The organism is Bacteroides sp. 11BF, assembly GCF_019633765.1.
In the GTDB taxonomy this organism is placed as follows: domain Bacteria; phylum Bacteroidota; class Bacteroidia; order Bacteroidales; family Bacteroidaceae; genus Bacteroides; species Bacteroides hominis.
Genome location: NZ_JAFKPJ010000006.1, coordinates 47,477 through 72,868 on the forward strand (window position 1 = coordinate 47,477; position 25,392 = coordinate 72,868).

Sequence of the window (25,392 nt, forward strand, 5' to 3'; positions counted from 1 at the left end):
CTTCATAGCGGATATAGAAATAAATATGATTCACCACAGAGGACACAGAGGACACAGAGATTAATCAGCTGCGCTCTATCTGTTTTCAGATATAAGAACAGATAAAGAACAGATCAGAATAATATGCCCTCTGGTTCTTCTGTCTAAATTAAAACTCTGCGTCCTCTGTGTACTCTGTGGTGAATTCTAAACTGAATAGCCTCGACCCCTCCCAATCGTTTCATTTCCTTTCCTGAAACCTCTTTTTATTTTATTGAATATTAATTAATTATATCACTTTGTAGTAGGGATGCAGTACTCCGGAAATCCCGTTTTTTTCTTCATGGTACTCTTGTAGTACCCCTTTTTTTGACTTACATCAATTTACCTTCTAAGTTTGCAGTAGAATTTTAAATCAGTACCAAAACGATGAAAAAAAATCTGTTTACCCTATGTATGATGTTGCTGCTTTCTACGCTTTCTTTTGCGCAAGGCAGCCTGACCATCTCGGGTGTTGTCACCGAGAAGAAAACAGGAGAGCCTATCATTGGCGCCAGTATCCTACTGAAAGGGCAATCGTCCGGAACTATCACGGACTTTGACGGCAACTATTCTATTTCAGGTGTCCCGTCGGGCGCCACTCTTGTTTTCAGTTACATCGGCATGAAAGCACAGGAGGTCAAGGTAACCGCCTCTTCAAAGCTGAATATCTCTCTTGAAGAGGACAATCAGCTGTTGGACGAAGTAGTTGTAGTCGGTTACGGCGTGCAACGCAAATCCGATCTGACCGGTTCGGTAGGCACGGTGAAGAGTAAAGACCTTACGAAAGTAGCCACTCCTAATGTGGCGAATGCCCTTCAGGGGCGTGTCTCCGGTGTTTATATCTCAGCCAACGGTGCTCCCGGAAGCTCGCCCGAAGTGCGTATCCGCGGTATCGGTACAACGAATAACAGCAACCCCCTTTATGTAGTGGACGGAATGTTTATGGATGACATCTCTTTCCTGAGCACACACGACATCGAGTCGATGGAGGTGCTGAAAGACGCTTCGGCAACCGCCATGTACGGTTCGCGCGGTGCCAACGGTGTAATCATCGTTACCACCAAGCAGGGGACGGAAGGAAAAGCGGTGGTGAACTTTACGGCCAGCGAAGGATTCCAGTTCAACAACAGCAGCTTCGAGATGGCCAATGCCACCGAATATGCTACGCTGCTGAACGAAGCACTGGTCAACACGGGCGGAAAACCCAAGTTTGACGACCCTGCTTCACTGGGCAAAGGAACCAACTGGTTCGACGAAATCTTCCGTGTAGCTTCCGTACGCGACTATCAGCTCAGCGTCAGTGGCGGGTCGGAAAAGGTGCGCTACAACCTCAGCGCGGGATATTACCAGCAGGACGGCATCATCACCGGAAACACTTACAACCGCTTCACCCTGCGTGCCAACAATAGCTACAAGATCAGCAAACGACTGACCATCGGGCACAACCTGTCGGCCTCTTTCAGCCATAAGAAAAACGAAAACAGCGCGGTGGTGAAAGCCGCCTACACCATCAGTCCCGTGAAGCGTCCCTACAATGAGGACGGAAGTTTCATGGATTCCGAAAGCGCTTCTTCCGCCAATCCCGTCGCTACACTCCATTATACGAACAATGACGACTGGAAAGAACGCATCGTGGGCAGCGCCTTCCTGAACTGGAATATCCTGAACGGGCTCGACTTTAAAACCAGCCTCGGCATCGACTACATCAACGGACGCCGCCGCAATTTCGTGCCGAAATACTACGTTTCGGAAACACAGAAGAACGAAACCAACAGCCTCTCCAAAACCTGGGACCGTGACTTCACTTGGCTGTGGGAGAACCTGTTGACTTATGACTGGAAGATCAATGACAAGAACCGGCTCAACCTCTTGGGAGGTATCACGGCGCAGAAGCGTGTTTATGAATTGCTGGAAGGCACCGGACGCGACTTCTTCTCCGATAACGAAAACTACTGGTATCTCGACCAGGCTTCGGCCAGCTCCAAGTCAGTAGCCAACAACGGATACCACGAAACAATGATGTCTTACCTCTTCCGGGCCAACTATGCGCTGATGGACCGTTATCTGCTGACGGCTTCGGTCCGTGCCGACGGTTCGTCTAAGTTCGGTCCCAACAACCGTTGGGGCTACTTCCCCTCAGTGGCTGCCGGATGGAGGATCTCGGAAGAAGCATTCCTGAAAGACCGCGTGCAATGGCTGAGCAACCTGAAGCTCAGAGGAAGCTGGGGACAGATCGGTAATGATAAAATAGGTAACGACAAATACCGTGCGCTTGCCAATATCTCTCCGTCTTACGATGCCGTGTTTGGTGGCGTGTTCTATCCCGGCGGAACCATCACGTCACTCTCCAACCGGAGCATCCATTGGGAACGTTCAGAGCAGATGGACCTCGGTTTCGATCTCGGACTGCTGAACAACCGCTTTTCACTGGAACTGGACTACTATCGCCGCGATACGAAAGACATGCTGGTGACGGTAGACGTACCGGCTTCCGTAGGCCTCACCCCGGTAGAAACAAACGTAGGGGCGGTGCGCAACAGCGGTGTGGACTTTACCGTGAAATGGGAAGATTCGCTGAAGGACTTCCAGTACGGCATACGCCTGACCGGAACGACGATCAAAAACGAAGTCATCAGCCTGGGAGGTAAACGCATTGCCAGTGGTGACATTGGTGCCGGAAAATCCGTACAGATGACCGAAGAAGGAAAGCCGATTAAATATTTCTATGGTTACAACGTGATCGGCATCTTCCAGAACGAAGGGCAGATCAAGGAGTACAACGAGCGTGCCGCCGCTGCCACCGGAAATTCCGGACAACAGTATCAGAACAACGTAGGTCCCGGCGACCTGATATACGAAGACGTGGACGGTGACGGATACATCACCGCCAACGACCGTAAGGATCTGGGCAGCCCCACTCCCAAGTTCATCGGCGGTCTGGGCATCAGTGCTTCCTGGAAAGGATTCGACCTCTCTATCGACTTCCAAGGCAACTTCGGAAACAAGATATTCAATGCCAAGCAGGTAGAACGCTTCTCCGGTTCGGACAACTGGGACCGCTCCTTCCTCGACCGCTGGACACCCGAAAACCCGAATACCATGACACCGCGAATGACCTTGGAAGGCAACAACTATCAGGTGTCGAGCCGCTACGTAGAGAGCGGTTCGTACGTGAAGCTGCAAACAGTCGAGTTGGGATATACCTTCCCGAAGTCATGGATGCAGAAGGTATCCGTGCAGAACCTGAGAGTATACTTCTCCGGCAACAACCTGGCCTACTTCACCGGCTATAACGGCTTCACACCCGAAGTACTGGGCGGAATCGACCGCCAGATCTATCCCGTGACAGCTACCTGCCGCTTCGGGCTGAACGTTACTTTCTAATATTAAATGATATAGACATGAATACGATTCACCACAGATTACACCGATTAACACGGATACTTTAATCTTATTACCAATGAAATAATTATTAATCGGTGAAAATCTGTGTAATCTGTGGTGAACCCAAAACCATTACAATGAAAAAGATATATTCAATATTACTGGCTTCGGCACTGACCTTTTCTTCCTGTGCCGATTTCCTCGATGTGGATTCGCAGGGGAAACTGACCGAGGACGTCTTCTTCGGCGAAGAAGAAGGCGCGTTGATGAGTATTAACGCCATCTATACCCAACTCCGGGCGTGGGACATCATCGGGTTCTCATGGTTTGCCATCACCGAGCTGCCCGGCGACAACTCCGATACGGGCAGTGAGCTGGCCGACGGCAGTGTGGCACGGCTGAACCTGTTCAACGATTTTACTTACGATGCCTCTACCGCCGAGATCAACGGCTGGTGGGAAGGCAATTATAAAGCTATCGCTTCGTGCAATGTGGCTCTGGACAATCTGGGCGCGGTGAAGAACGAAGAACTCCGGGTGAAGTGCGTTGCTCAGGCCCGCTTTTTCCGGGGATTCTTCTACTTCAATCTCGTACGTGCTTTCGGCGGGGTGCCTTTGGTGACGAAGGTGTTGCAGCCCGGCGAATACAACCAGCCCCGGGCAACCGAAGATGCCGTCTATCAACAGATCATCGAAGACCTTACCTATGCAGCCGAGCATCTGCCTACCCGTCAGGAGTGGGGTGCGAAAGAGTCGGGACGTGCCACCAAGGGAACGGCCGAAGGACTGCTGGCCAAAGTATATCTCTTCCGCGGGGACTATGCCAACGTGAAGAAATACACCGGTCAGGTGATTGCCCGCGGCGAGTACAGCCTGCACCCGGATTATCGCGACCTGTTCAATCCTAACTCTTACTATTCGGACGAAGTGATGCTCGCCGACCAGTACCTCTGGGGCGAATCGACCGAACGCAACCTCGAATCGGAGTATGTGAAGTGGCAGGGCATTCGCGGCGTGATGGGCTGGGGGATGTTTTCTCCTTCCGAAGCCCTCGACCAAGCCTATGAAACGGGAGATCCGCGACGTACGGCAACCATCTTCTACGATGGAGAGACACTGGAGGGAAAGGGCGAGATCCATTTCAAGAAAGAAGTGCCGCCCCGTGCCAACAAAAAGACCATCTGGCCTACCGGTTACTGGAACGAGAATTCGTTTGCCAAACAGAATTGCCACCTGATCTTTCTGCGTTATGCTGATGTGCTGCTGATGTATGCCGAAGCCTGCAACGAATTGGGTGAAACCCGGGAAGCCCTCGACAAACTGGAGATGGTGCGCGCACGTGCCCGCAGAACAGTACATCCGGCGGATATGACAGTGGGACTGCCCGAGATTACGGAAACCGGTAAAGAGAAGCTCCGCGAGATCATCTGGAACGAGCGCCGCATCGAGCTGGCTTTGGAGGGACACCGTTTCTTTGACCTGATCCGTGCGGATAAGGTGGTGCCGGGCTATGCGGAGAAGATGATGAAGGCACACGGGAAGACAAACTTCTCGATAGCAAAGCATGCTACGTTCTTCATTCCGCAGAAACAGGTGGATATTTCGCAAGGGGTTCTCAAAATCTCATCCCCCGGCCCCTTCTCTTAACCTTTAAGAGAAGGGGAGGAGGCTGCGCGATGGAAATACGGCGTTCCGCCGTCGAAAGGGGACTGCGTCCCCCTTGCCCCTGTGGGGATTCCGAAGTGCGGTAGAGATGGCGGCCTCCGCCGCCCCGAAGGGCAGTGGGGAGCAGGCAGAGCTGGGTGAGAGAGGAAAGGTAGGTTTTCTTTTCTTTCGGTCTTGTACTTACTTCTAAGTTTGTGCTTGTGTTTAGCTTTGCGTCCACTCTTGGGTTTGCGTCCATCTCAACTTTATGTTCACCCTGACTTTATGTTCACATTCAATTAAAAAGTATATATATAACCAGTTCATTTAAATAGAATCATTCCAATACTATCAATTCCATGATTACACCCGGCGTCCTCCCCACCGTCCTTTGGGGCGGCGGAGGACGCCATCCCCTCTGCACTGCGGAATCCCCACAAGGGCAAGGGGGACACAGTTCCCTTTCGACGGCGGAACGCCGTATCTCCACCGCGCAGCCACCTCCCCTTCTCTTAAAGGTTAAGAGAAGGGGCCGGGGGATAAGATTTTGAAACATTATGAAACATACCCTATTATTTCTTCTTCTGATCTGTGCCTCCTCGTTGCAGATCACCGTTGCAGGCAATCGTCCGAAACTGACCGACGACGAGTTGATGACCCTTGTCCAGAAACAGACCTTCCGTTATTTCTGGGATTTTGCCCATCCCGAATCCGGCCTGGCGCGTGAGCGCAGCAACGACCGTCTGGAAGTTGCGACGATCGGCGGTTCCGGCTTTGGCGTGATGGCAATTATAGTCGGAGTGGAGCGCGGCTTCATCACCCGTGAGCAAGGAGCGGAACGTCTGCTCAAGATGGTGGAGTTCCTCAACAAAGCCGATAGCTATCACGGCATCTGGGCACATTGGATGGACGGTGCAACCGGAAAGACAATCCCCTTCAGCCGTAAGGATGATGGTGCCGACCTGGTAGAATCCGCCTTCATGTTCGAAGGACTGCTGGCAGCCCATCAGTACTTCGACCGGGATACCCCCACTGAAAACCGGGTGCGGGGACTCATCAACTCCCTCTGGCATCAGGCCGAGTGGGACTGGTTCACCCGTGGAGGTGAAGATGTACTCTACTGGCACTGGTCACCCAATAACGGCTGGGCAATGAATCATCAGCTGAAAGGGCAGAACGAGTGCCACATAGCCTATGTGCTGGCTGCCTCTTCACCTACTTATCCCATCCGCGAATCGGTCTATCATAAAGGATGGGCCAACTCGATCACCTTTAAGAACGGGAAGGAGTTCTACGGCATCCGTCTGCCGCTGGGCACCGACTTTGGCGGACCGCTCTTCTTCACCCATTACTCTTACCTCGGACTCGACCCGCGCGGGCTTAAAGACCGCTATGCCGACTACGGTGAGCAGATGAAGGCGCATACCCTGATCAACCGTGCCTATTGCATCGACAACCCGAAGAAGTACAAAGGATACAGCCGCAAATGCTGGGGACTGACGGCAAGTGACAACCATCTGGGCTACTCGGCGCATTGCCCGCAGAACGATCTGGGAGTGATCACTCCGACCGCGGCCATCTCTTCTATTCCTTATACCCCGGAACATTCTCTGGAAGCTATGCGTTACTTTTACGAAGAGCTGGGCGACCGCCTTTGGGGAGAATACGGCTTCAAGGATGCCTTCAACCTGACCGAGAACTGGTTTGCACCTTCTTATCTGGCCATCGACCAGGGCCCTATTGTGGTGATGATTGAGAATTACCGCACGGGACTGATCTGGAAACTGTTCATGAGCCATCCCGATGTGCAGAGAGGGCTGAAAAGACTGGGGTTCAGTTCAGAATCAAAATAAATAAGATAAAGGTTCGCCACAGAGTAACACAGAGTCTCACAGAGTTTTGATTTTTTATTAATGGGATTTCTAAAAAGAAAAAACTTCTCTGTGAGACTCTGTGTTACTCTGTGGTGAAAACATACCGTTACAACCATGAAACAGCTATTTCTTCTTTTACTCCTCTTCCTGTCCCCGGCTCTTGCTCCCGCACAGGACATGCGGCAGGATACCTACTGCAATCCGCTGAACATAGATTATACATATATGATCTATAACTCCGACAAGGACATCTCTTACCGTTCCGGTGCCGATCCGGCGGTGGTCAGGTTCCGTGGCGAATACTATATGTTCGTCACCCGCTCCAATGGCTACTGGCATTCTAAGGATCTGCTGAACTGGGACTTTATCACTCCCAAAAACTGGTATCCGCAGGGAAGCAACGCCCCCGCCGCCCATAACTACAAAGACTCTGTGCTCTACGTCACCGGCGATCCGTCCGGTTCGATGAGTATCCTTTACTCCGACGACCCGAAGCGGGGAGAATGGAAAGCCACTCCCGCCATCTTGCATAACCTGCAGGACCCGGACCTGTTTATCGACGATGACGGCCGGGCCTATATGTTCTGGGGATCGTCCAATGTCTATCCCATCCGGGGAGTGGAGTTGGACAAGAATCACCGCTTTCTTCCCAAAGGAGAGGTGAAAGAGCTTTTCAGCCTCGACATGCCCCGCCACGGTTGGGAACGTTTCGGCGAGAACCACAGCGACACGGTTCTGGGAGGTTATATCGAAGGCCCGTGGCTGACTAAGCACAACGGGAGATATTATATGCAGTACGGTGCTCCCGGCACTGAGTTCAATGTCTATGCCGACGGCGTTTATGTAGCCGATCATCCGATGGGGCCTTACACCTATCAGAAACACAACCCCGTGTCGTATAAACCGGGCGGATACATGAACGGTGCCGGACACGGAAGCACGGTCCAGGGCCCCGGCGGAGCGTACTGGCATTTTGCTTCGATGGCCCTTTCCATCAATGTCAACTGGGAACGCCGCCTCTGCATGTTCCCTGCCGGATTCGATAAAGACGGCATCATGTACGTAGATACCCGTTTCGGAGATTATCCACGTTATGCCCCCGCTGTGCCCGGCAAGAGGGGCCGGTTCCGAGGATGGATGCTCCTGTCTTACCGCAAACCGGTGACAGCGTCTGCCGTGAAAGGCGGATTCGGACCTGCCGCGCTGACGGACGAGCTGACCAAGACCTTCTGGCTTGCTGAGGCGAACGATGAACGTCAGTGGGTGATGATCGATCTGGAGAACCCTGCCCGCGTTTGTGCCGTGCAGGTGAACTATCACGACTATCGGAGCGATATGTACGGCCGGATTCCCGGCTTGCGCCATCGCTACGTCATCGAGGGTTCTACCGACGGAGAGACCTGGAATACGCTGGTCGACCGCAAAAGCAGTTATAAGGACACACCGAATGACTATGTGGAGCTTGAGACTCCGGTCACGGTGCGTTACGTCCGGTATAGGAACATCGACGTACCCACTCCGAATCTGGCTATCTCTGAGTTGCGCGTATTCGGCCTCGGCTTCGGCAAAGCTCCCCGCCGTCCCGGCAAACTGACCCTTGACCGGCATGCCGACCGGCGGGACATCACCATCCGTTGGGAACCGGTGAAAGGTGCGCAGGGGTACAATGTGCTCTGGGGCATCGCTCCCGATAAGTTGTACAGTTCGTGGATGGTATACGACGGCACCGAGTTGCTCATGAAATCTCTGACTACCGACCAGGATTATTATTTCGCCGTGGAGGCCTTTAATGAAAATGGTGTATCTTTACCCTCCGAACCCCAATATGTAGAATAATCCCGAATAGCCATGAAACAGTTTGTTCTTTTCTTCCTCAGTCTCTTCCTGCTGACCGTGGGTGCCCGTTCGCAAGAGGCGTATCAGAAAAAAGTATTCATCTCCTCCCGGGGAGATTCGCTGAACTACCGTTTGCTTCGTCCGGAGTCGGAAAAGCCGGGGCAGCAATATCCTTTGGTGCTCTTTCTGCACGGTGCCGGCGAGCGGGGGAGCGACAACGAGAAACAATTGACACACGGTGGACAGATGTTTCTCAACCCCGTGAACCGTGAGAAGTATCCGGCATTTGTCCTCGTGCCTCAATGTCCGGAGAAGGATTACTGGGCATACGCCTCCCGCCCTTCTTCGTTCGTTCCTTCGGAGATGCCGGTGGGACAGGAGATCACTCCCGTCTTACGTGCGGTAAAGGAATTGCTGGACACTTACCTCGATTTGCCTTCGGTGGATCGTGACCGCGTTTACGTAGTGGGTCTTTCTATGGGAGGCATGGCGACGTACGACCTTGCCATCCGCTTTCCGGATACATTCGCCGCCGCCGTCCCCATTTGCGGCACGGTGAATCCCGGACGCCTGGCCGATGCCGTGAGTGTCCGTTTCCGCATTTTCCATGGGGATGCCGATAACGTAGTGCCGGTAGAAGGCTCTCGCGAGGCTTATAAAGCGTTGAAGAAACTTGGAGCAGAGGTGGAATACGTCGAGTTTCCCGGTTGCAATCACGGCAGCTGGAATCCGGCTTTCAACTATCCCGGATTCATGGAGTGGCTCTTTGCCAGCCGAAAGAAGTAAGGTGCCAGGAGTTCACCACAGATTACACAGATTCTCACAGAATATTCAGTCTTGCTAATTAACAAGATAGATTATTAATCTGTGAGAATCTGTGTAATCTGTGGTGAACTCCCGGCACCCTTTCTTAATCCGTGGTGCTTTCTTTCTGTTGATTACTTATTCGTCGGCGGGACTAACTGTCTTCTTTGGGAGAAGATCAGGATTGAGCCTTCTCTTCGTAGTCACCGTTTGCCTTAATCAATTCGATCAGTTTTTCTACGGCTTCTTCTTCGGGAATATTCTTCTCGATGCACTCCTTCCGTTTGTAAAGGCTTACCTTGCCACGGCCGGCACCCACGTAGCCATAGTCGGCATCCGCCATCTCGCCGGGTCCGTTGACGATACATCCCATGATGCCTATTTTCAGTCCCTTCAGGTGTGAGGTGGCTGCTTTGACACGGGCAATCGTACTTTGCAGGTTGAACAGTGTCCGTCCGCATCCCGGGCAAGAGATATACTCCGTCTTGCTGGTGCGGATGCGTCCCGCTTGCAGGATGCCGAAGGCGGTAGCGTCGATCACCGCATGGCTCAGTTCCCCTTGGTTAAAGAGATAAATGCCGTCACACAGACCGTCGAATATCAGTGCTCCCATGTCCGCACCGGCCTTGATTTGCAGATCTTCAGCTGCATTTTCGGAGTAGTGCTGGAAGAAGATGACCGGGTTCTGCAACCCTTCCACCGTCAGTTGATGGGCCAGCGCACGATGTTCGCCTACGCGGTTAGGGTGGTTGCTTTGCGAGATCACCACTACTTCGGGATGTCGTTTCAGGCAGGCCACTACCTCGTCCGTAAGTGCCATATAAGGAATGAAGAAGAACTTCAGTCCGGCGGCGCACGTTTCCATCAGCTCCAGTTGGGCATAATTGAAAGCGGGCCACGTGTCCGGTTCTTCTTTCCACACGTCGGCGTCGAGGATGTATTGCATACCTTTTTCCGGCTGTTCGGGCAGTTCACGTCCGGCGTAGATATAATCCGGCGTGAATTGCGGGTTGGTCTCCGTCCGTCCGTCCATGCGGTCGGCAAGCACTACCGGCAGATGGTCGCCGCCAATGTTCCGCACCGGTTGCGTTTTGCGCCTCGTCGGAGAGAGGTAGTCGAAGTCCGGTGCCTCCATGCCGGGGATGTATGGGTGATCCTGTCTCCCGACAATGTAGTCGACCAGTTTGCGTGCCACGGGAATTTCGGCTTCCGGCTCCTCACTCAGTGAGACGCGGATGGTGTCGCCCATTCCGTCGGACAATAAAGCACCGATGCCCAAGGCCGATTTGATGCGTCCGTCTTCTCCGTCGCCAGCTTCCGTCACACCCAGGTGAAGCGGGAATGCCATGCCTTCCTGTTCCATCACGGCCACCAGCAGACGTACGGTTTTCACCATTACCACTGTGTTGGAGGCCTTGATCGAGATTACGACATCCGTGAACTTCTCGTCCACGCAGATGCGCAGGAATTCCATGCACGACTCTACCATACCTTCGGGCGTGTCGCCATAGCGGGACATGATGCGGTCGGACAGTGAACCGTGGTTCACGCCGATGCGTATGGCCGTATGATTTTCTTTGCAGATATTGAGGAAGGGAACGAAGCGGTCGCGTATCTTCTGCAGTTCGGCGGCATACTCCTCGTCGGTGTATTCCAGTTGCTTGAACGTGCGTCCCGGGTCTACGTAGTTGCCCGGATTGATGCGTACTTTCTCTGCATATCGGGCTGCCACGTCGGCTACCTTCGGGCTGAAGTGTACATCGGCCACAAGCGGAACCATGTATCCGTCACTGCGCAGTCCGATGTTGATGTTCATCAGGTTTTCGGCTTCTTTCACCCCTTGTGTGGTGAGGCGGACGTACTCTCCGCCGGCATCTACGATGCGCTTTGCCTGAGCCACACAAGCTTCGGTGTCCTGCGTGGCGGTATTGGTCATCGACTGGATTCGGATAGGGTTGGAGCCTCCCAACGGAGCAGCCCCGATGTTCACTTCCGAAGTTTCCCGCCGGGAGTAGTTGAATAAATCCATTTTGTTGTATGTAATTGGAGTCGCTTTACGACCGGACGATTTACTGCTTACGATTAAGATTGCAGTGAACTGTATTTAAGTCACTTCAACCGTAAACGGTAAATCGTCCGTCATAAATCTTCTCAGTTTGTTTTAAACTCGTATTTGATCTCTTTCAGCTCTTCATTAGCTTTTACGATCTTCTTTTTCAGCCCCTCCTTATAGGCAATGAATTTCGTTTCGAGTTCTTTGTTTTCCAATGAAAGCATTTGTACGGCAAGGATGGCAGCGTTCAATGCTCCGTTGATGCCTACGGTTGCCACAGGGATTCCCGGAGGCATCTGTACGATGGCCAGAAGCGCATCCATTCCGTCGAGAGACGACTTGATAGGTACACCGATTACCGGCAGCGAGGTGGAGGCGGCAATCACGCCCGGCAGGTGGGCGGCCATGCCGGCAGCGGCGATTATTACTTTAATGCCGCGTGAGCGGGCATTCTTGGCAAACTCTTCCACAGCTTCGGGAGTGCGGTGAGCCGAAAGCGCGTTCATTTCGAACGGCACGTGAAGGTCATTGAGCAACTGAGCGGCCTTCTCCATAACTGGAAGGTCGGAAGTGCTACCCATGATGATGCTTACAATTGGGGTCATATTGTTTTAATTATACGCTAAATGTTTTCTTTCTTTAGACTTGCATGGCTTCGGATTCACCACAGAGGACACAGAGGGCACAGAGAATATTTTTCTCTTTAATATCTTATGAAGGAAGAGATTAAAACTCTGTGTTCTCTATGTCCTCTGTGGTGAAGTCTCTTTATTCGTTCACCAATGCCTTGTAACTTTCTGCATTCAGCAGGTTGTCAAGGTCGGCAGCATTGGCAGGTTTCATTTTGATGAGCCAGCCTTCGCCGTATGGGTCTTTATTCACCAGCTCGGGGTTTTCTTCCAGTGCGGGGTTTTGTTCCAGCACTTCGCCTGCAACGGGCAGGAAGAGGTCGGAGATGGTCTTTACTACTTCGATGGTACCGAACACTTCGTTGGCTTCCAGGGTTTCACCTTCGGTAGGAATGTCGACAAATACGATGTCGCCCAGTTGTTCCTGTGCATAGTCGGTGATACCTACATAAGCTGTGTCGCCCTCAAGGCGGATCCATTCATGTTCGTTGGTGTACTTTACATTCTGTGGGAAGTTCATAATGATTAGTTTTTAGGATTGATACTATGTTTAAAATAAAAATATACGGAACAATACGTTGCTGAGCGGGTGGAGCACCAGCAGCGAGCAGACGAAACCGACGGTAAAGCCGGCAAGGACTTCGCCCAGCGTGTGATGTTGCAGGATGATGCGTGCCGAGCCTAATATCCCTGCTATGAGGATGAAGAGGCAGAGCCACCACACCGGGTTGTAGCTGAAGAGCGCACTGAACGATACCAGTCCGCCTACGATACCGCCCATGCCTGCCATGTGTTCACTCAGCTTCCACTTCAGGTTGACAAAGATGCAGATGACCAGCACGACCAGCGAGGCCAGTATGATGCCTGTCATATACCAGGGGATGTTCAGTTTGTGCATCATCATCAGGCAGAAGACGTAGGAGATGATGGTGAGCAGGATCGGCACATAGCGTTTCTTGCGGTCGCTCAGGTCCTGGCGGGCAAAGCCGTTCACTTTGCGGAACAGGAAGATGGTCATGGTGGGCATCAGGATGGTGAAGCAGTAGACAATGCCCAATACGATGAGCTTGTACTGCAACGGCATGATGCGCAGGTAAGAGAACAGGAACAATACGAGGAAGGCCAGAAAGGGGATAGAGAATGGAGTCAGTATTCCCGAAATGATTCTGGCCGTACGGATCAGTGTCCTGTCAGCTATGATATGTTGCTCTATCTTCTCTTCTTCAGCCATTGGGTTTTGTTCTTTTTGATTATGCTTTTTTATTTTCTCAGTCTCGCCACCGGGATGTTGAGTTGCTGGCGGTACTTGGCCACCGTCCGGCGTGCGATGGGGTATCCTTTTTCTTTCAGTATTTCGGCCAGTTCATCGTCGGTCAGCGGTTTCTTTTTGTCCTCGCCGTCGATGCATTCTTTGAGGATTTTCCGTATTTCACGTACCGACATCTCTTCGCCGTCTCCGGTGGTATATCCGTCGCTGAAGAAGAACTTCAGGGGATAGATGCCGTAGTTGGTCTGTACATATTTGCTGTTGCTCACGCGCGAGATGGTTGATATGTCGAGTCCCGTACGTTCGGCCACGTCTTTGAGGATCATCGGGCGGAGCAGCGACTCGTCGCCTTCGAGGAAGAAGGGGCGTTGCAGGTCGATGATGGCCTGCATGGTGGTCATCAGCGTATTCTGGCGTTGCTTCACCGCGTCGATGAAGCCTTGCGCGGCATCCATCTTCTGTTTGAGGAACATCATGGCCTCTTTCGATTCTTTGGACTGGTTGGCCTTGTTCTTCGTATGTTCCTCCACCATCTCGGTGAAGTCGCGGCTCATGCGCAGTTCCGGCAGGTTCCGGTTGTTGAGGCTGATGTTGATGGTTCCGTCGTCGTAGGTATCGACGATGAAGTCGGGGACGATCTGTTGCAGGTTCCGTCCGATGGCTTCACCCAATGACGCACCCGGGCGCGGATTGAGCTTGGTGATCTCTTCGAGTGCCTTGTAGAAGTACTCTTCGTTCAGTCCGAGCTTCCTGATGATCTTCTCCCAATGCTTCCGGGTGAATTCTTCGTAGCACTCGCTGATGATCTCCTCTTCCGTTGCTAACAGGGGGTCCGCGGTATGCGGTTGTTTTTTCCGGCGGATCTGGATCAGCAGGCATTCTTGCAGGCTGCGTGCGCCGAGGCCGGGAGGGTCGAAGTCCTGTACGATTTTCAGGGCTTGTTCCAGTTCTTCTTCCGTCGCGTTGATGCCGGCATAGATGGCCAGTTCGTCGCCGATGCTTTCGAGCGACTTGCGGAGCAGGCCGTCATCGTCCAGCGAACCGATCAGGTATTCTGCCAGTTCGCGCTGATGTTCGGTCAGGTCGCGTTCGCCCAGTTGCTCTCTCAGGATTTCGTAGAATGACGTGGCGTCCGAGAATGGGATCTCTTCCGCCTGCTCGCCTTTGGAGCGGTTGTTTTCCTGGAGTTTATAGTCGGGGATGTCATCTTCAGTCAGATAGTCGCTCAGAGAATCGTAGTCCGTATCGCCTTCTGCTTCCCCTTCGGCGGTTTCGGCAGGGGTGGTTTCGTCGGAGGCGTTTTCTTCTTTGCCTTCTTCAAGGGCGGGATTCTCCAGCAGTTCGGCATGTACACGGTCTTCCAGTTCCACAGCCGGTAGCTCCAGTAGCTTCACTACCAGAATTTGCTGCGGTGAGAGCGTTTGTATCTGCTGCTGCGCCTGCGATTGTATCTGACGGGAACCTTGTGCCATACGTTGAATGCTTTACGTTTTTTTTGTTTCTCGCTACAAAAGTAATGAATTGTTCGATATAGCGAAATGATTTATCCGATAAAAGGAGTTAAAGGAGGAAACGGGCGGAGAAGGCGGCGGAATTAAAGCTTTCCATCTTCTTTGCCAATTCATCCTTTGTTTATATCTTTGCCTTCATAACTTAAATACATACCATTATGTTCAGCAAAGAGACATATATGCAGCGCAGAGCCCTGCTGAAAAAAACATTAGGCTCCGGAGTATTGTTGTTTTTGGGTAATGACGAGTGCGGGTTGAACTACGAGGACAATACGTTCCGCTATCGTCAGGATTCCACCTTTCTTTATTACTTCGGCCTTTCGTTTGCCGGACTTTCTGCTATAATCGACATTGATGAAGATAAGGAAATTATATTTGGCGACGAGCTTACCATCGATCACATCGTGTGGATGGGTACACAGCCGACGCTGAAGGAGAAGAGCCAGCGGGTGGGAGTCAGCATCACCATGCCTTCGGCCGACATCATCGGCTATCTGCACAAGGCGGTGCAAAAGGGCCAGGCTATCCATTACTTGCCTCCTTACCGTGCCGAGCATAAGCTGAAACTGATGGACTGGCTGGGAGTGCCTCCCGCACGCCAGGAAGGGTCGGTGCCCTTTATCCGTGCGGTGATCGCGCAGCGAAGTTACAAGTCGGCCGAGGAGGTTGTCGAAATCGAGAAGGCTTGTGACATCACGGCAGATATGCACATCACGGCCATGAAGATATTGCGTCCCGGCATGCGCGAATGGGAGGTGTCGGCAGCTATGGAAGCGGTGGCACACGCCGCCGGAAGCGATCTTTCGTTCGCTACCATCGCTACGGTGAACGGACAGACACTTCACAACCACTATCACGGCAACACGGTGAAGCCGGGCGATCTGTTTCTGATCGATGCCGGTGCCGAGACGGAGATGGGATATGCCGGCGACATGTCGTCCACCATCCCTGCCGATAAGAAGTTCACACAGCGGCAGCGCGAGGTTTACGAGATACAGAACGCCATGCATCTGGAGTCGGTGAAAGCACTCCGTCCGGGCATTCCTTATATGGACGTGTACGATTTGTCGGCACGCGTGATGGTCGAAGGCCTGAAAGGACTCGGACTGATGAAGGGAAATGCCGAAGACGCCGTACGTGAAGGCGCGCATGCCCTGTTCTATCCTCACGGATTAGGGCACATGATGGGGCTCGACGTGCACGATATGGAGAACCTGGGCGAACTCTGGGTGGGCTACAACGGACAGCCCAAGAGCACGCAGTTCGGCCGTAAGTCGCAGCGTCTCGCCATACCGTTGGAACCGGGCTTTGTACATACCGTTGAGCCGGGCATTTATTTCATCCCCGAGCTGATAGACTTGTGGAAGGGACAGAAGAAGTTTACCGACTTTATCAATTACGATAAAGTGGAGACGTACAAGGACTTCGGGGGCATTCGTAACGAAGAGGATTATCTGATTACGGAAACGGGGGCCCGCCGTTTAGGAAAGAAGATTCCGCTGACACCGGACGAGGTGGAAGCGCTAAGATAATTTTTTTTTCATTGTAGCATTGCTAAGATGTGAATCCAGGTGATGCACGTTTTATTTTATTTACTCGGATGAAAATCCGATTGTGATTTTAATTTGTGTTAATGTTGGGATTGTCCGGATGTGAATCCGGGCAATCTTTTTTTTTGCCGGTTTTAAAAAAAAAGAAAGAAAAGAGTTGCTTTTCCGGCTCGAACAGGATACCTTTGTACGTGCTTAAATAACACATTTTTCATAGCCAGTAATATTGCTAAGATGTGAATCCAAGTAATTTACTTTTTATAGACTGGTTCAGATAGCGATCTGAGCATGACAATAGATTTAAGTTAATATTGCAGATTGCCCGGATGCGAATCCGGGCAATCTTTTTTTTGTCTGTTCTTAAAAAAAGAAGGAAAAGAGTTGCTTTTCCAGTTTGAATAAAATACCTTTGTTAAAGATTTAAGGAATCTGTTTTCTGCAAATAAAAACGATTGTTGAAACAGAGGTCCTCCGTCTAAGAAAAAGAAACAGATAACACTTTATACATATCAAAAGCAGATATAGTTTAATTTTTTTTTTTTTCATAATATTACCGCTACTAAGATGTGAATCCAGGTGACGGATTTAAGTTTTAAGATTTAATTTGAACCTTCTTCAAATTAATGATTCTATTGTTTGCCGATTGCCTGGATGTGAATCCGGGCAATCCTCTTTTTTGCCCGGTTCTTAAAAAAAACAAAGAAAAGAATTGCTTTTTTAAATTTAACTAAATACCTTTGGAGGACATTAAATAAATTTCTATTAATAATCTTTCTAATACCTTAAAATCATGGGTGGATTATACTATAACTTAGCGTTACGAAATAGTGATGTAGGAAATAAAGATTCTGAAAAACTATATTATTGTGTCTTGAAGAACAGGGGTATGGTGGATCAGGAAACATTCGTCAATTATCTGAGCCAGATTTCCGGGGTTCAAGATGCCTTATGCCTGGCGGTCATTTCTAAGTTGGGGACGGCGATTACCAATTTTTTGCAAGACGGGCAGAGTGTGGATATTCCACATTTGGGAATCTTCAATCTGACGGCAAACAGCACGGGAGTAAAAACACTTGATGAGGCAAAAGCTTCGCAGATAAAGTCTATCAATCTGCGCTTTTCTTCTAAGGAAGAAGCTGACTTGGCATTAAGCCGATGCACGCTGACCCGGAGTGTTTTGATGACCAATACAAATGATGTAATTAAAGAAAAGGATCCAAGCGGTGAAATCGTGGATGATCCTACTGCGTAATCAGTATAAAATATTTCACATATAACTTTAGATAAGCCGCTGGGAACAGCGGCTTTTTTATTACAAATAAGGTTTTTCTCGTATGAGGTTGAGAAATCTCGATATATCGTCGTCACGATCTCAAAGAGATGTCGTCTCGACGACGAAAAATTGAGATCGTGATCTCAATTTTTCGGGGTCAAAACGCCTCTTTTTTGTTTTTAGTAATATAATTTTATAACCTTCTTTTCTCAGTTTCGGTATTAAAAACGAACAGATGTAAAGTGCTCCTTCTACCGTCCGATACTTTATTTTCAAATACTTCTCCTGATACCTTTTGTTTTTATCCATCGATGTACTACTTTTGTCTGTTGCAGACAGAAAATAATGAAAACCATTCACAAATTATTCAATTCATAAACTATGCGTAAAATAAGCAATGTCCTCCGGGCAGCTTCATGTTGTACCTTCTCGCTGCTGATGTGCCTCCCGGCTGCCGGGCAGGATGCATGGAGCCAGGCAGACTGCGTGACCCTGCTGGACAGTACCGCGGTGACTGTACAGCCCAATGGCTCAGGTAGTTTCGCCGTGTACCGGTCCTTTAGAGTGCAGACCCCCAAAGGGGCAGTAAACAATCATGTGATCAAGTATGATTACGATCCGCTGACGGCGTTTGCCCGTTTCAAGCAGGTCACCTTGCAACGTGCCAATGGCGAAACAGTGCAGGTGGACGTAACGAAAACCTGCGATTATGCCGCTCCCGCACGGGCCATCTACTGGGGAGCCCGCCAGATTATGATCGAACTCGGAAGCCTGGAACCGGGCGATACCGTCTCTTACGAAATCAGTAAAAAAGGATTCACTTATGCCCTGCTGGCCGGGGGAGAGGACGATGACACGCGATTCATCCCGCCCATGCGGGGACAGTTCTATGACATCGTCCCCTTCTGGGTGGACCAGCCTACGCGGCGCAAAGTGTACACCGTCAGTATGCCGATGGAGAAGGAACTCCAGTTCCAGTTCTATAACGGGGCCTGCGCCTCGTCGATGCGTTACGAAGACGGACGCAAGGTGTATACCTTTGCCAAGAACGAGGTGCTCCCTTTCGGGCGTGAACCGAACATGGTCGATCTTTTTGATGAAGCTCCGAAGCTGATGATGTCTTCCACGCCGAGATGGGAAGATAAATCGCTCTGGTTTCATGACCTGAACGAGGCATACGGCAGTTTCGACGCCCTGCCCGAAGCGCAGCAGAAGGTGAACGAACTCATAAAAGGTAAAAAGACGGAGATGGAAAAGATCGCCGTGCTGACCCATTGGGTGGCCGACAATATCCGCTACGCCGGTATCAGCATGGGCGAGGGGGAGGGCTTTACGCTTCACAACACGAAGATGAACTACACCGACCGTTGTGGCGTATGCAAGGATATTGCCGGCACGCTGATCTCCTTCCTGCGTATGGCAGGTTTCGAGGCTTATCCGGCGATGACGATGGCGGGAAGCCGCATCGAGAGCATTCCGGCCGATCATTTCAACCATTGCGTGGCAGTGGTAAAGTTGGCGAATGGGATGTATATCCCTCTCGATCCTACCTGGGTGCCGTTCTGCCGCGAACTGTGGAGCAGCGCCGAACAGCAACAGAACTATCTACCGGGCATTCCGGGAGGTTCCGATTTGTGCCTGACTCCCGTATCGGCTCCCGAAAACCATTACGTGCGCATCGTAGCCGAAAATAAACTGGACGCGAAGGGAACGCTGCGGGGCACGTTCTCGATCACTGCCGAGGGGCAGTCGGACAGCAGCATCCGCCGCATCTTCACCCAAGGATGGCAGACCGAATGGCAAAGCACGATGGAAAGCCAGTTGCTCAGTGTTTCTCCCCGGGCCCGCATGTTGAAAGTAGATTACGGAAGTGCGCCGAAAGATTATCAGGCGGGACCTATCCGCATCACGTTCCGTTACGAGATCCCCGATTATGCGCTTGCGGGCGACGGCGAACTGTTGCTGAAACCGATGGTGATGAACAATCTCTATACCAGTGTTCTCTCGTTCCTGCGCATCGACACCGATTTGGAAACCCGCCGGTATGGCTTCCGTGACGCTTGTTCACGTCTGGTGGAGCTGGACGAGGTGATTACTTTACCCCGGGGATACCGCTTGGCGGGACAGTCGCGGAGCGAACAGAGGACCAGCCCGGCAGCCGACTTTGAGGGGTCGTTGCGGCAGGATGGCAACAAGCTGGTGCTGAAGCAGAAACTTGCCCTGAAGAAGCGCATATACCGGGCTGCCGACTGGGAAGGATTCCGTTCGGCGGTGAATGCCTACAAGAGCTTCGCGGATTATTTGATTGTTAAACCTTAAAAAGATTGCCGTCACATGACAAAAATACATACCCTTCTGCTCCTTTGCCTGTTTGCGCTGGTTCTTCCGGTCGCCGGTCAGGAAGCGGAATTCAAGAAAATAAAAGAAAGCTGGACGCTGCGGGCCGACGGTTCGCAGGTCTATCGCCACATGAAAGTCCTGACATTGTATACCCATACAGCCATGAACCGCACCTATGGTGAGTCGTTCATTACGTACGATCCACGTTATCAGACCTTGGAGATCCACGAATCGTATACCCGGCAGAAAGACGGGAACATCGTGAAGACACCCGATAATGCTTTTGTCGAAGTTCTTCCTGCGGCGGCAGCCAATGCCCCGGCATTCAACGCTCTGCGGGAGATGGTAGTGGTGCACACCGGGCTGGAATTAGGTGCTACCGTTTATCTGGATTACTCCATCACGAGCAAGCCCGGATATCTGCCGGAAATCAACGTCTGCCGTCAGTTGGAACAGTCTTCTCCGGTGAAAGAGTACGAAATCAGCATTACCGTTCCCCAAGGACAACGGCTGGAATATGCACTCGACAACCTGAAGTCGAAACCTCTCGTCACCGAGAAAGAAGGCATGAAGCAGGTCAGCTGGGTACTGAAAAACCTCCCTGCCCTCAGCCGCGAACCGCAAGTGTCGGTGATCGGCGGTGAGTTGCCTTTGCTGACCGCTACGACGGAACAGAAACCGATGGCGTTCCTCTCCGCACAGTGGGAGCGGGAGGCGGATGCCCGGCTTCGCACCCTTGCCGGAAAACTGACTGCCGGCGCGAAGAGCGATGAAGAGAAAGTGAAAGCCTTACACAGCTATGTGATCGACAATCTTTATTACTCACCTCTCCAGTTGAGCGAAACTGCTTATCGCATCCGTCCCACTGCCGAGGTGCTCCGTTCGGCCTACGCCACCGAGGCCGAGAAAGCGAATCTGCTGGCTGCGCTCCTGAGGGCTGCCGGCCTGAAAGCCGAGATCGGGGCGGTCTGCGTTCCGTCCGCGAACACCGCATCTTTGGGGATGGGCAGCATCCGCGAACTGTTTGTGTGGACCGAAGCCGGAGGCAGGCAGCAAGCCCTGTCCCTGAAAGGCAAAACCCCCTCTGCCGTCTCCTGGCAGAAAGATCATGCCTACGTGGCCATGCTGACACAGCCATTTGAACTGAATCTTCCGTCCGCGGCTCTCAATAAGGAATATACCTTGCAGCCTGATAAGGCGAAAGCCAAAGACGGATATCTGGTCTTCACACTCCCGGCAGAGCGGAGAAGCCTCGCCAATTCTCAGTATGTCCGCTATAACAGCAAGCGCACCTCCAACCTTTTGTTGCCCGGAGCGGCGGACGAGACTTTCACCTATCTGGCAGAGACTCCCGAGGGCATGCGGCTGGCTACTCCGGCGATGGAGAAGAAGATAGACAACGCCGTAGGCACGCTAATCATTTCCATCCTCCCCGAAGGCGGACAGACGCGGGTGGTCCGGAGCCTGAAACTGAAAAAACAAATGATCCGTCCGGCCGATTATGCCGCTTTCCGTCAGCTGATGATAGAGTATGGGGCGGTGGACGGACAGACACTCGTGTATAAAAGCAAATAAATAAAACCCGATAAACAAACAGACCCATGAAAAAACTTGTATTACTCTTATTCTCTGCACTCTTTGTGCTGTCGGCCCAGGCCGGGGATGTCCTGCGGCTGATGACCTACAACGTCCGCAATGCCAGAGGCATGGACAATAGCTGCAACTACCAGCGCGTGGCCAATGTGATCAATAATGCCCGTCCGGATGTCGTTGCTGTTCAGGAACTGGACAGCATGACCGCCCGGAGCAATGGGACGGATGTCCTCCGGGAACTGGCGGAACGCACTCAGCTGCATCCCTACTTCGCTCCTGCCATCGATTATGACGGGGGGAAATACGGAATCGGCCTGCTCGCGAAAGAAGCCCCGTTGCGCCTGCAAACCTTTGCCTTGCCGGGACGTGAAGAGGCGCGGACGCTGATTGTTGCCGAGTTTCCCGAATACATCTTTGGCTGCACACATCTCTCTCTGACGGAAGAAGACCGGATGAAGTCGCTCGAGATCCTGAAATCGGTTGCCGTTTCTGCCGAAAAGCCCTTCTTCCTTGCCGGCGACTTCAATTCCGATGCCGGTTCCGGTTTCATCAAAGAACTGAAGAATACCTTCCAGGTACTTTCCAACCCCAAGCAACCTACTTATCCCGCTTCCGAACCGAAGGAGACGTTGGATTACCTGATTGCGCTTAAACAGGAAAAACCTACTTTCGTTGTTAATTCCGCCCGGGTTATCGACGAACCGTTGGCGTCCGATCACCGCCCGTTGTTGGTGGAAGTGCGGATGGCAGTGCCCGAAGACCGCATCTGCCGTACCAAACCCTATCTGCAAAACCCGGTCGGGGGCGGAATCACTGTAATGTGGCAAACCAACGTGCCGGCTTATTGCTGGGTGGAATATGGCACAGACCCCTCAAACCTGAAGCGGGCACGTACTCTTCTCGACGGGCAAGTCGTTTGCGGCAATACTCTCCATAAGATTCGCCTCGACAGTTTACAACCCGGACAGAAGTATTACTATCGGGCTTGTTCGCAGGAGATTCTGCTTTACCAGGCTTACAAAAAAGTATTTGGTAATACTGCCCGTACAGAGCTTAAAGAATTTACCTTGCCGGCCGATGGTGGAGATAGCTTCACGGCCGTCGTCTTCAATGACCTGCACAAGCAGTCAAAAACCTTTCAGGCGTTGTGCAGCCAGATCAAGGGGGTGGACTATGATTTCGTAGTCTTCAACGGCGATTGCGTGGACGATCCCGCCAACCACGATCAGGCAACGGCTTTCATCAGCGAACTGACCGAAGGAGTGGAGGGTGACCGCGTTCCTGTTTTCTTCATGCGGGGCAACCATGAAATCCGGAATGCGTATTCGGTCGGGCTGCACAGCCTGTTCGACTATGTGGGCGATAAGACTTACGGAGCCTTCAACTGGGGAGACACGCGCATCGTAATGCTCGACTGCGGTGAAGATAAACCCGATGACCATTGGGTCTATTACGGATTGAACGACTTTACGAAGTTGCGTAATGACCAGGTGGGATTCCTCAAGAAAGAACTCGCTTCCAAAGAGTTCAGGAAGGCCGGCAAGCGGATTCTGATTCATCACATCCCGCTTTATGGCAATGATTACGAGAACCTGTGTTCGGGACTTTGGGGGAAACTCCTGGAGAAAGCTCCCTTCAATGTCTGTCTGAATGCGCATACACATGAATACGCTTATCACCCCAAAGGTAGTCTTGGCAATAACTTCCCGGTCATTATCGGCGGTGGTTATAGCATGAAAAGTGCAACGGTGATGGTGATTGAGAAAAAGAAAGATGTGCTTAAAGTGAAGGTACTCAACACCCAAGGAGAAGTGTTGCTGGAACTTACAGTTTAATGACAGGCTCCGGTTCGATAGGCGTAAAAACAACAGAGGGCTTTTGATGCAGCCCTCTGTTGTTTTTTTATTATGTGTGCAGCTCGAGTACGAACCGGCTTCCTTTGGTGTAGCTTGTGTCCAATGTCAGGCTTCCGTTCATCTTGGTAGCTATCAGGGCACAGATAGGCAGTCCCAGTCCGTCTCCTTCCGTCAGGTCTTTAATCTCCGTGAAAGGTTTGAACAGGTTCTCTTGTTTTTCGGCAGGAATACCCGTGCCGGTATCCGAGATGATGAACTGATGCGTATGCGCACCTCTCTTCTTGAAGTCGAGGAAGATCTTTCCGCTTTCGGTATATTCCGCCGCGTTCTTCAGCAGGTGAATCAGTATCCGTTCCAGTTGTTCCGGGTTGGTTTTGATCTGTAGTTTGGCGGCATTCACTACGGTCGACACTTCAGGCTGTACCAGTTCTTTCACCTTATCCATGGTAGCTTCACAGAAAGTATTTACGTTGATCTCCTTCATCTCGTAAGGCTCGGTCAGGGAGTTCTCCAGTGTAGAAAGTTCCTGTATGTCGTTACTGAACTTCTTTAGGGCGGCTACCTGTCCCTGCATCTGTTGTGCCTGTTGGGGCGCCTTGCCTGATAGTTCGGCAGCAGAAGCGGCCAGTGTATCCAGCGTTGGTTCCATTTGTGCGGAGATGTTCTGGATGAACTTTGTTTTCAGTTCGTTGTGTTCATTGGCTATCTGTACGCTCTTCTTCAGTTTGCGGTTTCCGGCAATGAAGCGGAGCAGCACGATGGCAACGAAGATCAGTCCGGCTATCAGGATGACGACAAGCGTACATAGCCCGACAATCATATACTGTTTTCCGGACAGCGTATCGTCTTTTTCCTGAATGATCTGCTGGCTTTCGTCATATTTGCGTTTCAACACGTTCAGTTCATCTTGTGCTGTCAGCGCTTTCACCGAGTCGGTCCAGACAATGAAGTTCTCGTACGTGCGGGCCACCAAGGAGGCATTGTTTGACTTACGGCCGATGGCAATCAGGTTCTTATAGCATTCGTTTACCTTTTCGTAGTTCTTCTGGGCTTTATATTGATTGATCAATTTCCGGAAGCAGGCGTCCCCTTGTGCGTTTTGGCCGAAAGTGTAGTAATAGTTTGCCTGCGTGTACAAGAGGTTCTCACTTAGCGAATCGTTCTTTGCCTGGCCGGCGGTTTCCGCCAGTTTGTCCAACTGTGCTTTGGCTTGTGCGGCATTCTTCAGCCCGATATACATTTGTAATCTCTCTTTGGTGATTTGAAAGCGCAACGGATAGAATTGCTTCTGCTCCTTTTGTTCGCCCGCCCAGACTAACTGTTCCATTCCCCTGCAGAGGTCGAATGCTTCTTTATAATAATTCTCACGATGGTAAAGAGCAGCTCCCTGAATTCCACATTCCACGGCTTTCGGATAGTTTTCTTGTGCCGCGAAGGCGCCATAGGCTTGGATGAAAAGATAACGCGCTTTGGTATATTCTTTTTGTTCCAGACTGCTTTGCGCTTGTTTCATCAGTTCATTTGCTCTGTTTTGTGTGCCTTGTGCATCGACGATTGTGCTAAAACAAACGAGGATGGTCAGGATTAAAGTCGATATTTTCATACGATATGGTTTTAAACAGTGACAAAGTTAAAAAATCTTTGTAAGAACCTCTCACTTACCCCTTTTATTTTTCATTTCTTCCTCAATTCTTCCTCTGAGAGTTATGACAGGCATTGCCAGCTGATGGGGTGGTGGATAGTATTTGATAATTCAAG

General features: G+C 51.4%; 16 protein-coding genes. 10 read left to right on the top strand and 6 right to left on the bottom strand.

Going from position 1 to position 25,392, the window contains the following annotated elements; translation table 11 throughout:
* Window positions 1-408 precede the first annotated feature (408 nt).
* The 5 genes from JZY04_RS07885 to JZY04_RS07905 all read left to right on the top strand — a co-directional run bounded on the left by JZY04_RS07885 (window position 409) and on the right by JZY04_RS07905 (window position 9,544).
* Entirely contained in the window at window positions 409-3,405 is a 2,997-nt protein-coding gene (locus JZY04_RS07885) for a TonB-dependent receptor (RefSeq protein WP_005781954.1), read from the top strand.
* A 95-nt stretch (window positions 3,406-3,500) separates the two neighbouring features.
* Complete coding sequence (locus tag JZY04_RS07890; RefSeq protein ID WP_022012880.1) at window positions 3,501-5,051, top strand: RagB/SusD family nutrient uptake outer membrane protein; 1,551 nt, start codon at window positions 3,501-3,503, stop codon at window positions 5,049-5,051.
* A gap of 554 nt (window positions 5,052-5,605) precedes the next feature.
* Window positions 5,606-6,901 carry a glucoamylase family protein gene (locus tag JZY04_RS07895; protein ID WP_122142256.1) on the top strand — a complete coding sequence of 432 codons (1,296 nt, stop codon included), beginning with the start codon at window positions 5,606-5,608 and terminating at the stop codon, window positions 6,899-6,901.
* Window positions 6,902-7,036: 135 nt separating this feature from the next.
* On the top strand, window positions 7,037-8,758 hold the full coding sequence (locus JZY04_RS07900; protein ID WP_122142254.1) for a family 43 glycosylhydrolase: 1,722 nt from the start codon (window positions 7,037-7,039) through the stop codon (window positions 8,756-8,758).
* 12 nt (window positions 8,759-8,770) lie between these two features.
* Window positions 8,771-9,544: a prolyl oligopeptidase family serine peptidase gene (locus JZY04_RS07905; protein ID WP_122142253.1), complete on the top strand. Its 774-nt coding sequence runs from the start codon at window positions 8,771-8,773 to the stop codon at window positions 9,542-9,544.
* Between the two features lie 196 nt (window positions 9,545-9,740).
* Here the strand turns inward: JZY04_RS07905 and JZY04_RS07910 are convergent, their stop codons facing one another.
* From JZY04_RS07910 to rpoN, 5 genes are all read right to left on the bottom strand, one after another.
* Complete coding sequence (locus JZY04_RS07910) at window positions 9,741-11,591, bottom strand: 4-hydroxy-3-methylbut-2-en-1-yl diphosphate synthase (RefSeq protein WP_122142252.1); 1,851 nt, start codon at window positions 11,589-11,591, stop codon at window positions 9,741-9,743.
* A 122-nt stretch (window positions 11,592-11,713) separates the two neighbouring features.
* The gene (gene purE / locus JZY04_RS07915; RefSeq protein ID WP_005781966.1) at window positions 11,714-12,220 is read right to left on the bottom strand and encodes a 5-(carboxyamino)imidazole ribonucleotide mutase; all 507 of its coding nucleotides are present in this window, start codon (window positions 12,218-12,220) and stop codon (window positions 11,714-11,716) included.
* Between the two features lie 163 nt (window positions 12,221-12,383).
* On the bottom strand, window positions 12,384-12,764 hold the full coding sequence (gene gcvH, locus JZY04_RS07920) for a glycine cleavage system protein GcvH (RefSeq protein WP_005781967.1): 381 nt from the start codon (window positions 12,762-12,764) through the stop codon (window positions 12,384-12,386).
* A 30-nt stretch (window positions 12,765-12,794) separates the two neighbouring features.
* The gene (locus tag JZY04_RS07925) at window positions 12,795-13,475 is read right to left on the bottom strand and encodes a hypothetical protein (RefSeq protein ID WP_005781968.1); all 681 of its coding nucleotides are present in this window, start codon (window positions 13,473-13,475) and stop codon (window positions 12,795-12,797) included.
* A gap of 29 nt (window positions 13,476-13,504) precedes the next feature.
* Window positions 13,505-14,983, bottom strand: a complete 1,479-nt coding sequence (gene rpoN / locus JZY04_RS07930) for an RNA polymerase factor sigma-54 (protein WP_122142251.1) — start codon at window positions 14,981-14,983, stop codon at window positions 13,505-13,507.
* A gap of 197 nt (window positions 14,984-15,180) precedes the next feature.
* Here rpoN and JZY04_RS07935 point away from each other — a divergent pair, with 197 nt between their 5' ends.
* The 5 genes from JZY04_RS07935 to JZY04_RS07955 all read left to right on the top strand — a co-directional run bounded on the left by JZY04_RS07935 (window position 15,181) and on the right by JZY04_RS07955 (window position 23,613).
* The gene (locus JZY04_RS07935; RefSeq protein WP_122142250.1) at window positions 15,181-16,554 is read left to right on the top strand and encodes an aminopeptidase P family protein; all 1,374 of its coding nucleotides are present in this window, start codon (window positions 15,181-15,183) and stop codon (window positions 16,552-16,554) included.
* 808 nt (window positions 16,555-17,362) lie between these two features.
* On the top strand, window positions 17,363-17,824 hold the full coding sequence (locus JZY04_RS07940; RefSeq protein WP_122142249.1) for a DNA-binding protein: 462 nt from the start codon (window positions 17,363-17,365) through the stop codon (window positions 17,822-17,824).
* Between the two features lie 402 nt (window positions 17,825-18,226).
* Window positions 18,227-20,164 (top strand): DUF3857 domain-containing protein, encoded by a 1,938-nt coding sequence (locus JZY04_RS07945; RefSeq protein WP_005781976.1) that lies wholly within the window; start codon window positions 18,227-18,229, stop codon window positions 20,162-20,164.
* A gap of 15 nt (window positions 20,165-20,179) precedes the next feature.
* Complete coding sequence (locus JZY04_RS07950; RefSeq protein WP_220577425.1) at window positions 20,180-21,760, top strand: DUF3857 domain-containing protein; 1,581 nt, start codon at window positions 20,180-20,182, stop codon at window positions 21,758-21,760.
* 26 nt (window positions 21,761-21,786) lie between these two features.
* Window positions 21,787-23,613, top strand: a complete 1,827-nt coding sequence (locus tag JZY04_RS07955) for an endonuclease/exonuclease/phosphatase family protein (protein ID WP_022012870.1) — start codon at window positions 21,787-21,789, stop codon at window positions 23,611-23,613.
* A gap of 70 nt (window positions 23,614-23,683) precedes the next feature.
* Here the strand turns inward: JZY04_RS07955 and JZY04_RS07960 are convergent, their stop codons facing one another.
* Window positions 23,684-25,237: a HAMP domain-containing sensor histidine kinase gene (locus tag JZY04_RS07960; RefSeq protein ID WP_005781981.1), complete on the bottom strand. Its 1,554-nt coding sequence runs from the start codon at window positions 25,235-25,237 to the stop codon at window positions 23,684-23,686.
* Window positions 25,238-25,392: the final 155 nt, after the last annotated feature.

Excerpts from the sequence above, each read along its gene's own strand:
- JZY04_RS07885 (WP_005781954.1), top strand. The coding sequence starts at position 409 with ATGAAAAAAAATCTGTTTACCCTATGTATGATGTTGCTGCTTTCTACG.
- JZY04_RS07895 (WP_122142256.1), top strand. The coding sequence starts at position 5,606 with ATGAAACATACCCTATTATTTCTTCTTCTGATCTGTGCCTCCTCGTTG.
- JZY04_RS07900 (WP_122142254.1), top strand. The coding sequence starts at position 7,037 with ATGAAACAGCTATTTCTTCTTTTACTCCTCTTCCTGTCCCCGGCTCTT.
- JZY04_RS07905 (WP_122142253.1), top strand. The coding sequence starts at position 8,771 with ATGAAACAGTTTGTTCTTTTCTTCCTCAGTCTCTTCCTGCTGACCGTG.
- JZY04_RS07910 (WP_122142252.1), bottom strand. The coding sequence starts at position 11,591 with ATGGATTTATTCAACTACTCCCGGCGGGAAACTTCGGAAGTGAACATC.
- purE (WP_005781966.1), bottom strand. The coding sequence starts at position 12,220 with ATGACCCCAATTGTAAGCATCATCATGGGTAGCACTTCCGACCTTCCA.
- gcvH (WP_005781967.1), bottom strand. The coding sequence starts at position 12,764 with ATGAACTTCCCACAGAATGTAAAGTACACCAACGAACATGAATGGATC.
- JZY04_RS07925 (WP_005781968.1), bottom strand. The coding sequence starts at position 13,475 with ATGGCTGAAGAAGAGAAGATAGAGCAACATATCATAGCTGACAGGACA.
- rpoN (WP_122142251.1), bottom strand. The coding sequence starts at position 14,983 with ATGGCACAAGGTTCCCGTCAGATACAATCGCAGGCGCAGCAGCAGATA.
- JZY04_RS07935 (WP_122142250.1), top strand. The coding sequence starts at position 15,181 with ATGTTCAGCAAAGAGACATATATGCAGCGCAGAGCCCTGCTGAAAAAA.
- JZY04_RS07940 (WP_122142249.1), top strand. The coding sequence starts at position 17,363 with ATGGGTGGATTATACTATAACTTAGCGTTACGAAATAGTGATGTAGGA.
- JZY04_RS07945 (WP_005781976.1), top strand. The coding sequence starts at position 18,227 with ATGCGTAAAATAAGCAATGTCCTCCGGGCAGCTTCATGTTGTACCTTC.
- JZY04_RS07950 (WP_220577425.1), top strand. The coding sequence starts at position 20,180 with ATGACAAAAATACATACCCTTCTGCTCCTTTGCCTGTTTGCGCTGGTT.
- JZY04_RS07955 (WP_022012870.1), top strand. The coding sequence starts at position 21,787 with ATGAAAAAACTTGTATTACTCTTATTCTCTGCACTCTTTGTGCTGTCG.
- JZY04_RS07960 (WP_005781981.1), bottom strand. The coding sequence starts at position 25,237 with ATGAAAATATCGACTTTAATCCTGACCATCCTCGTTTGTTTTAGCACA.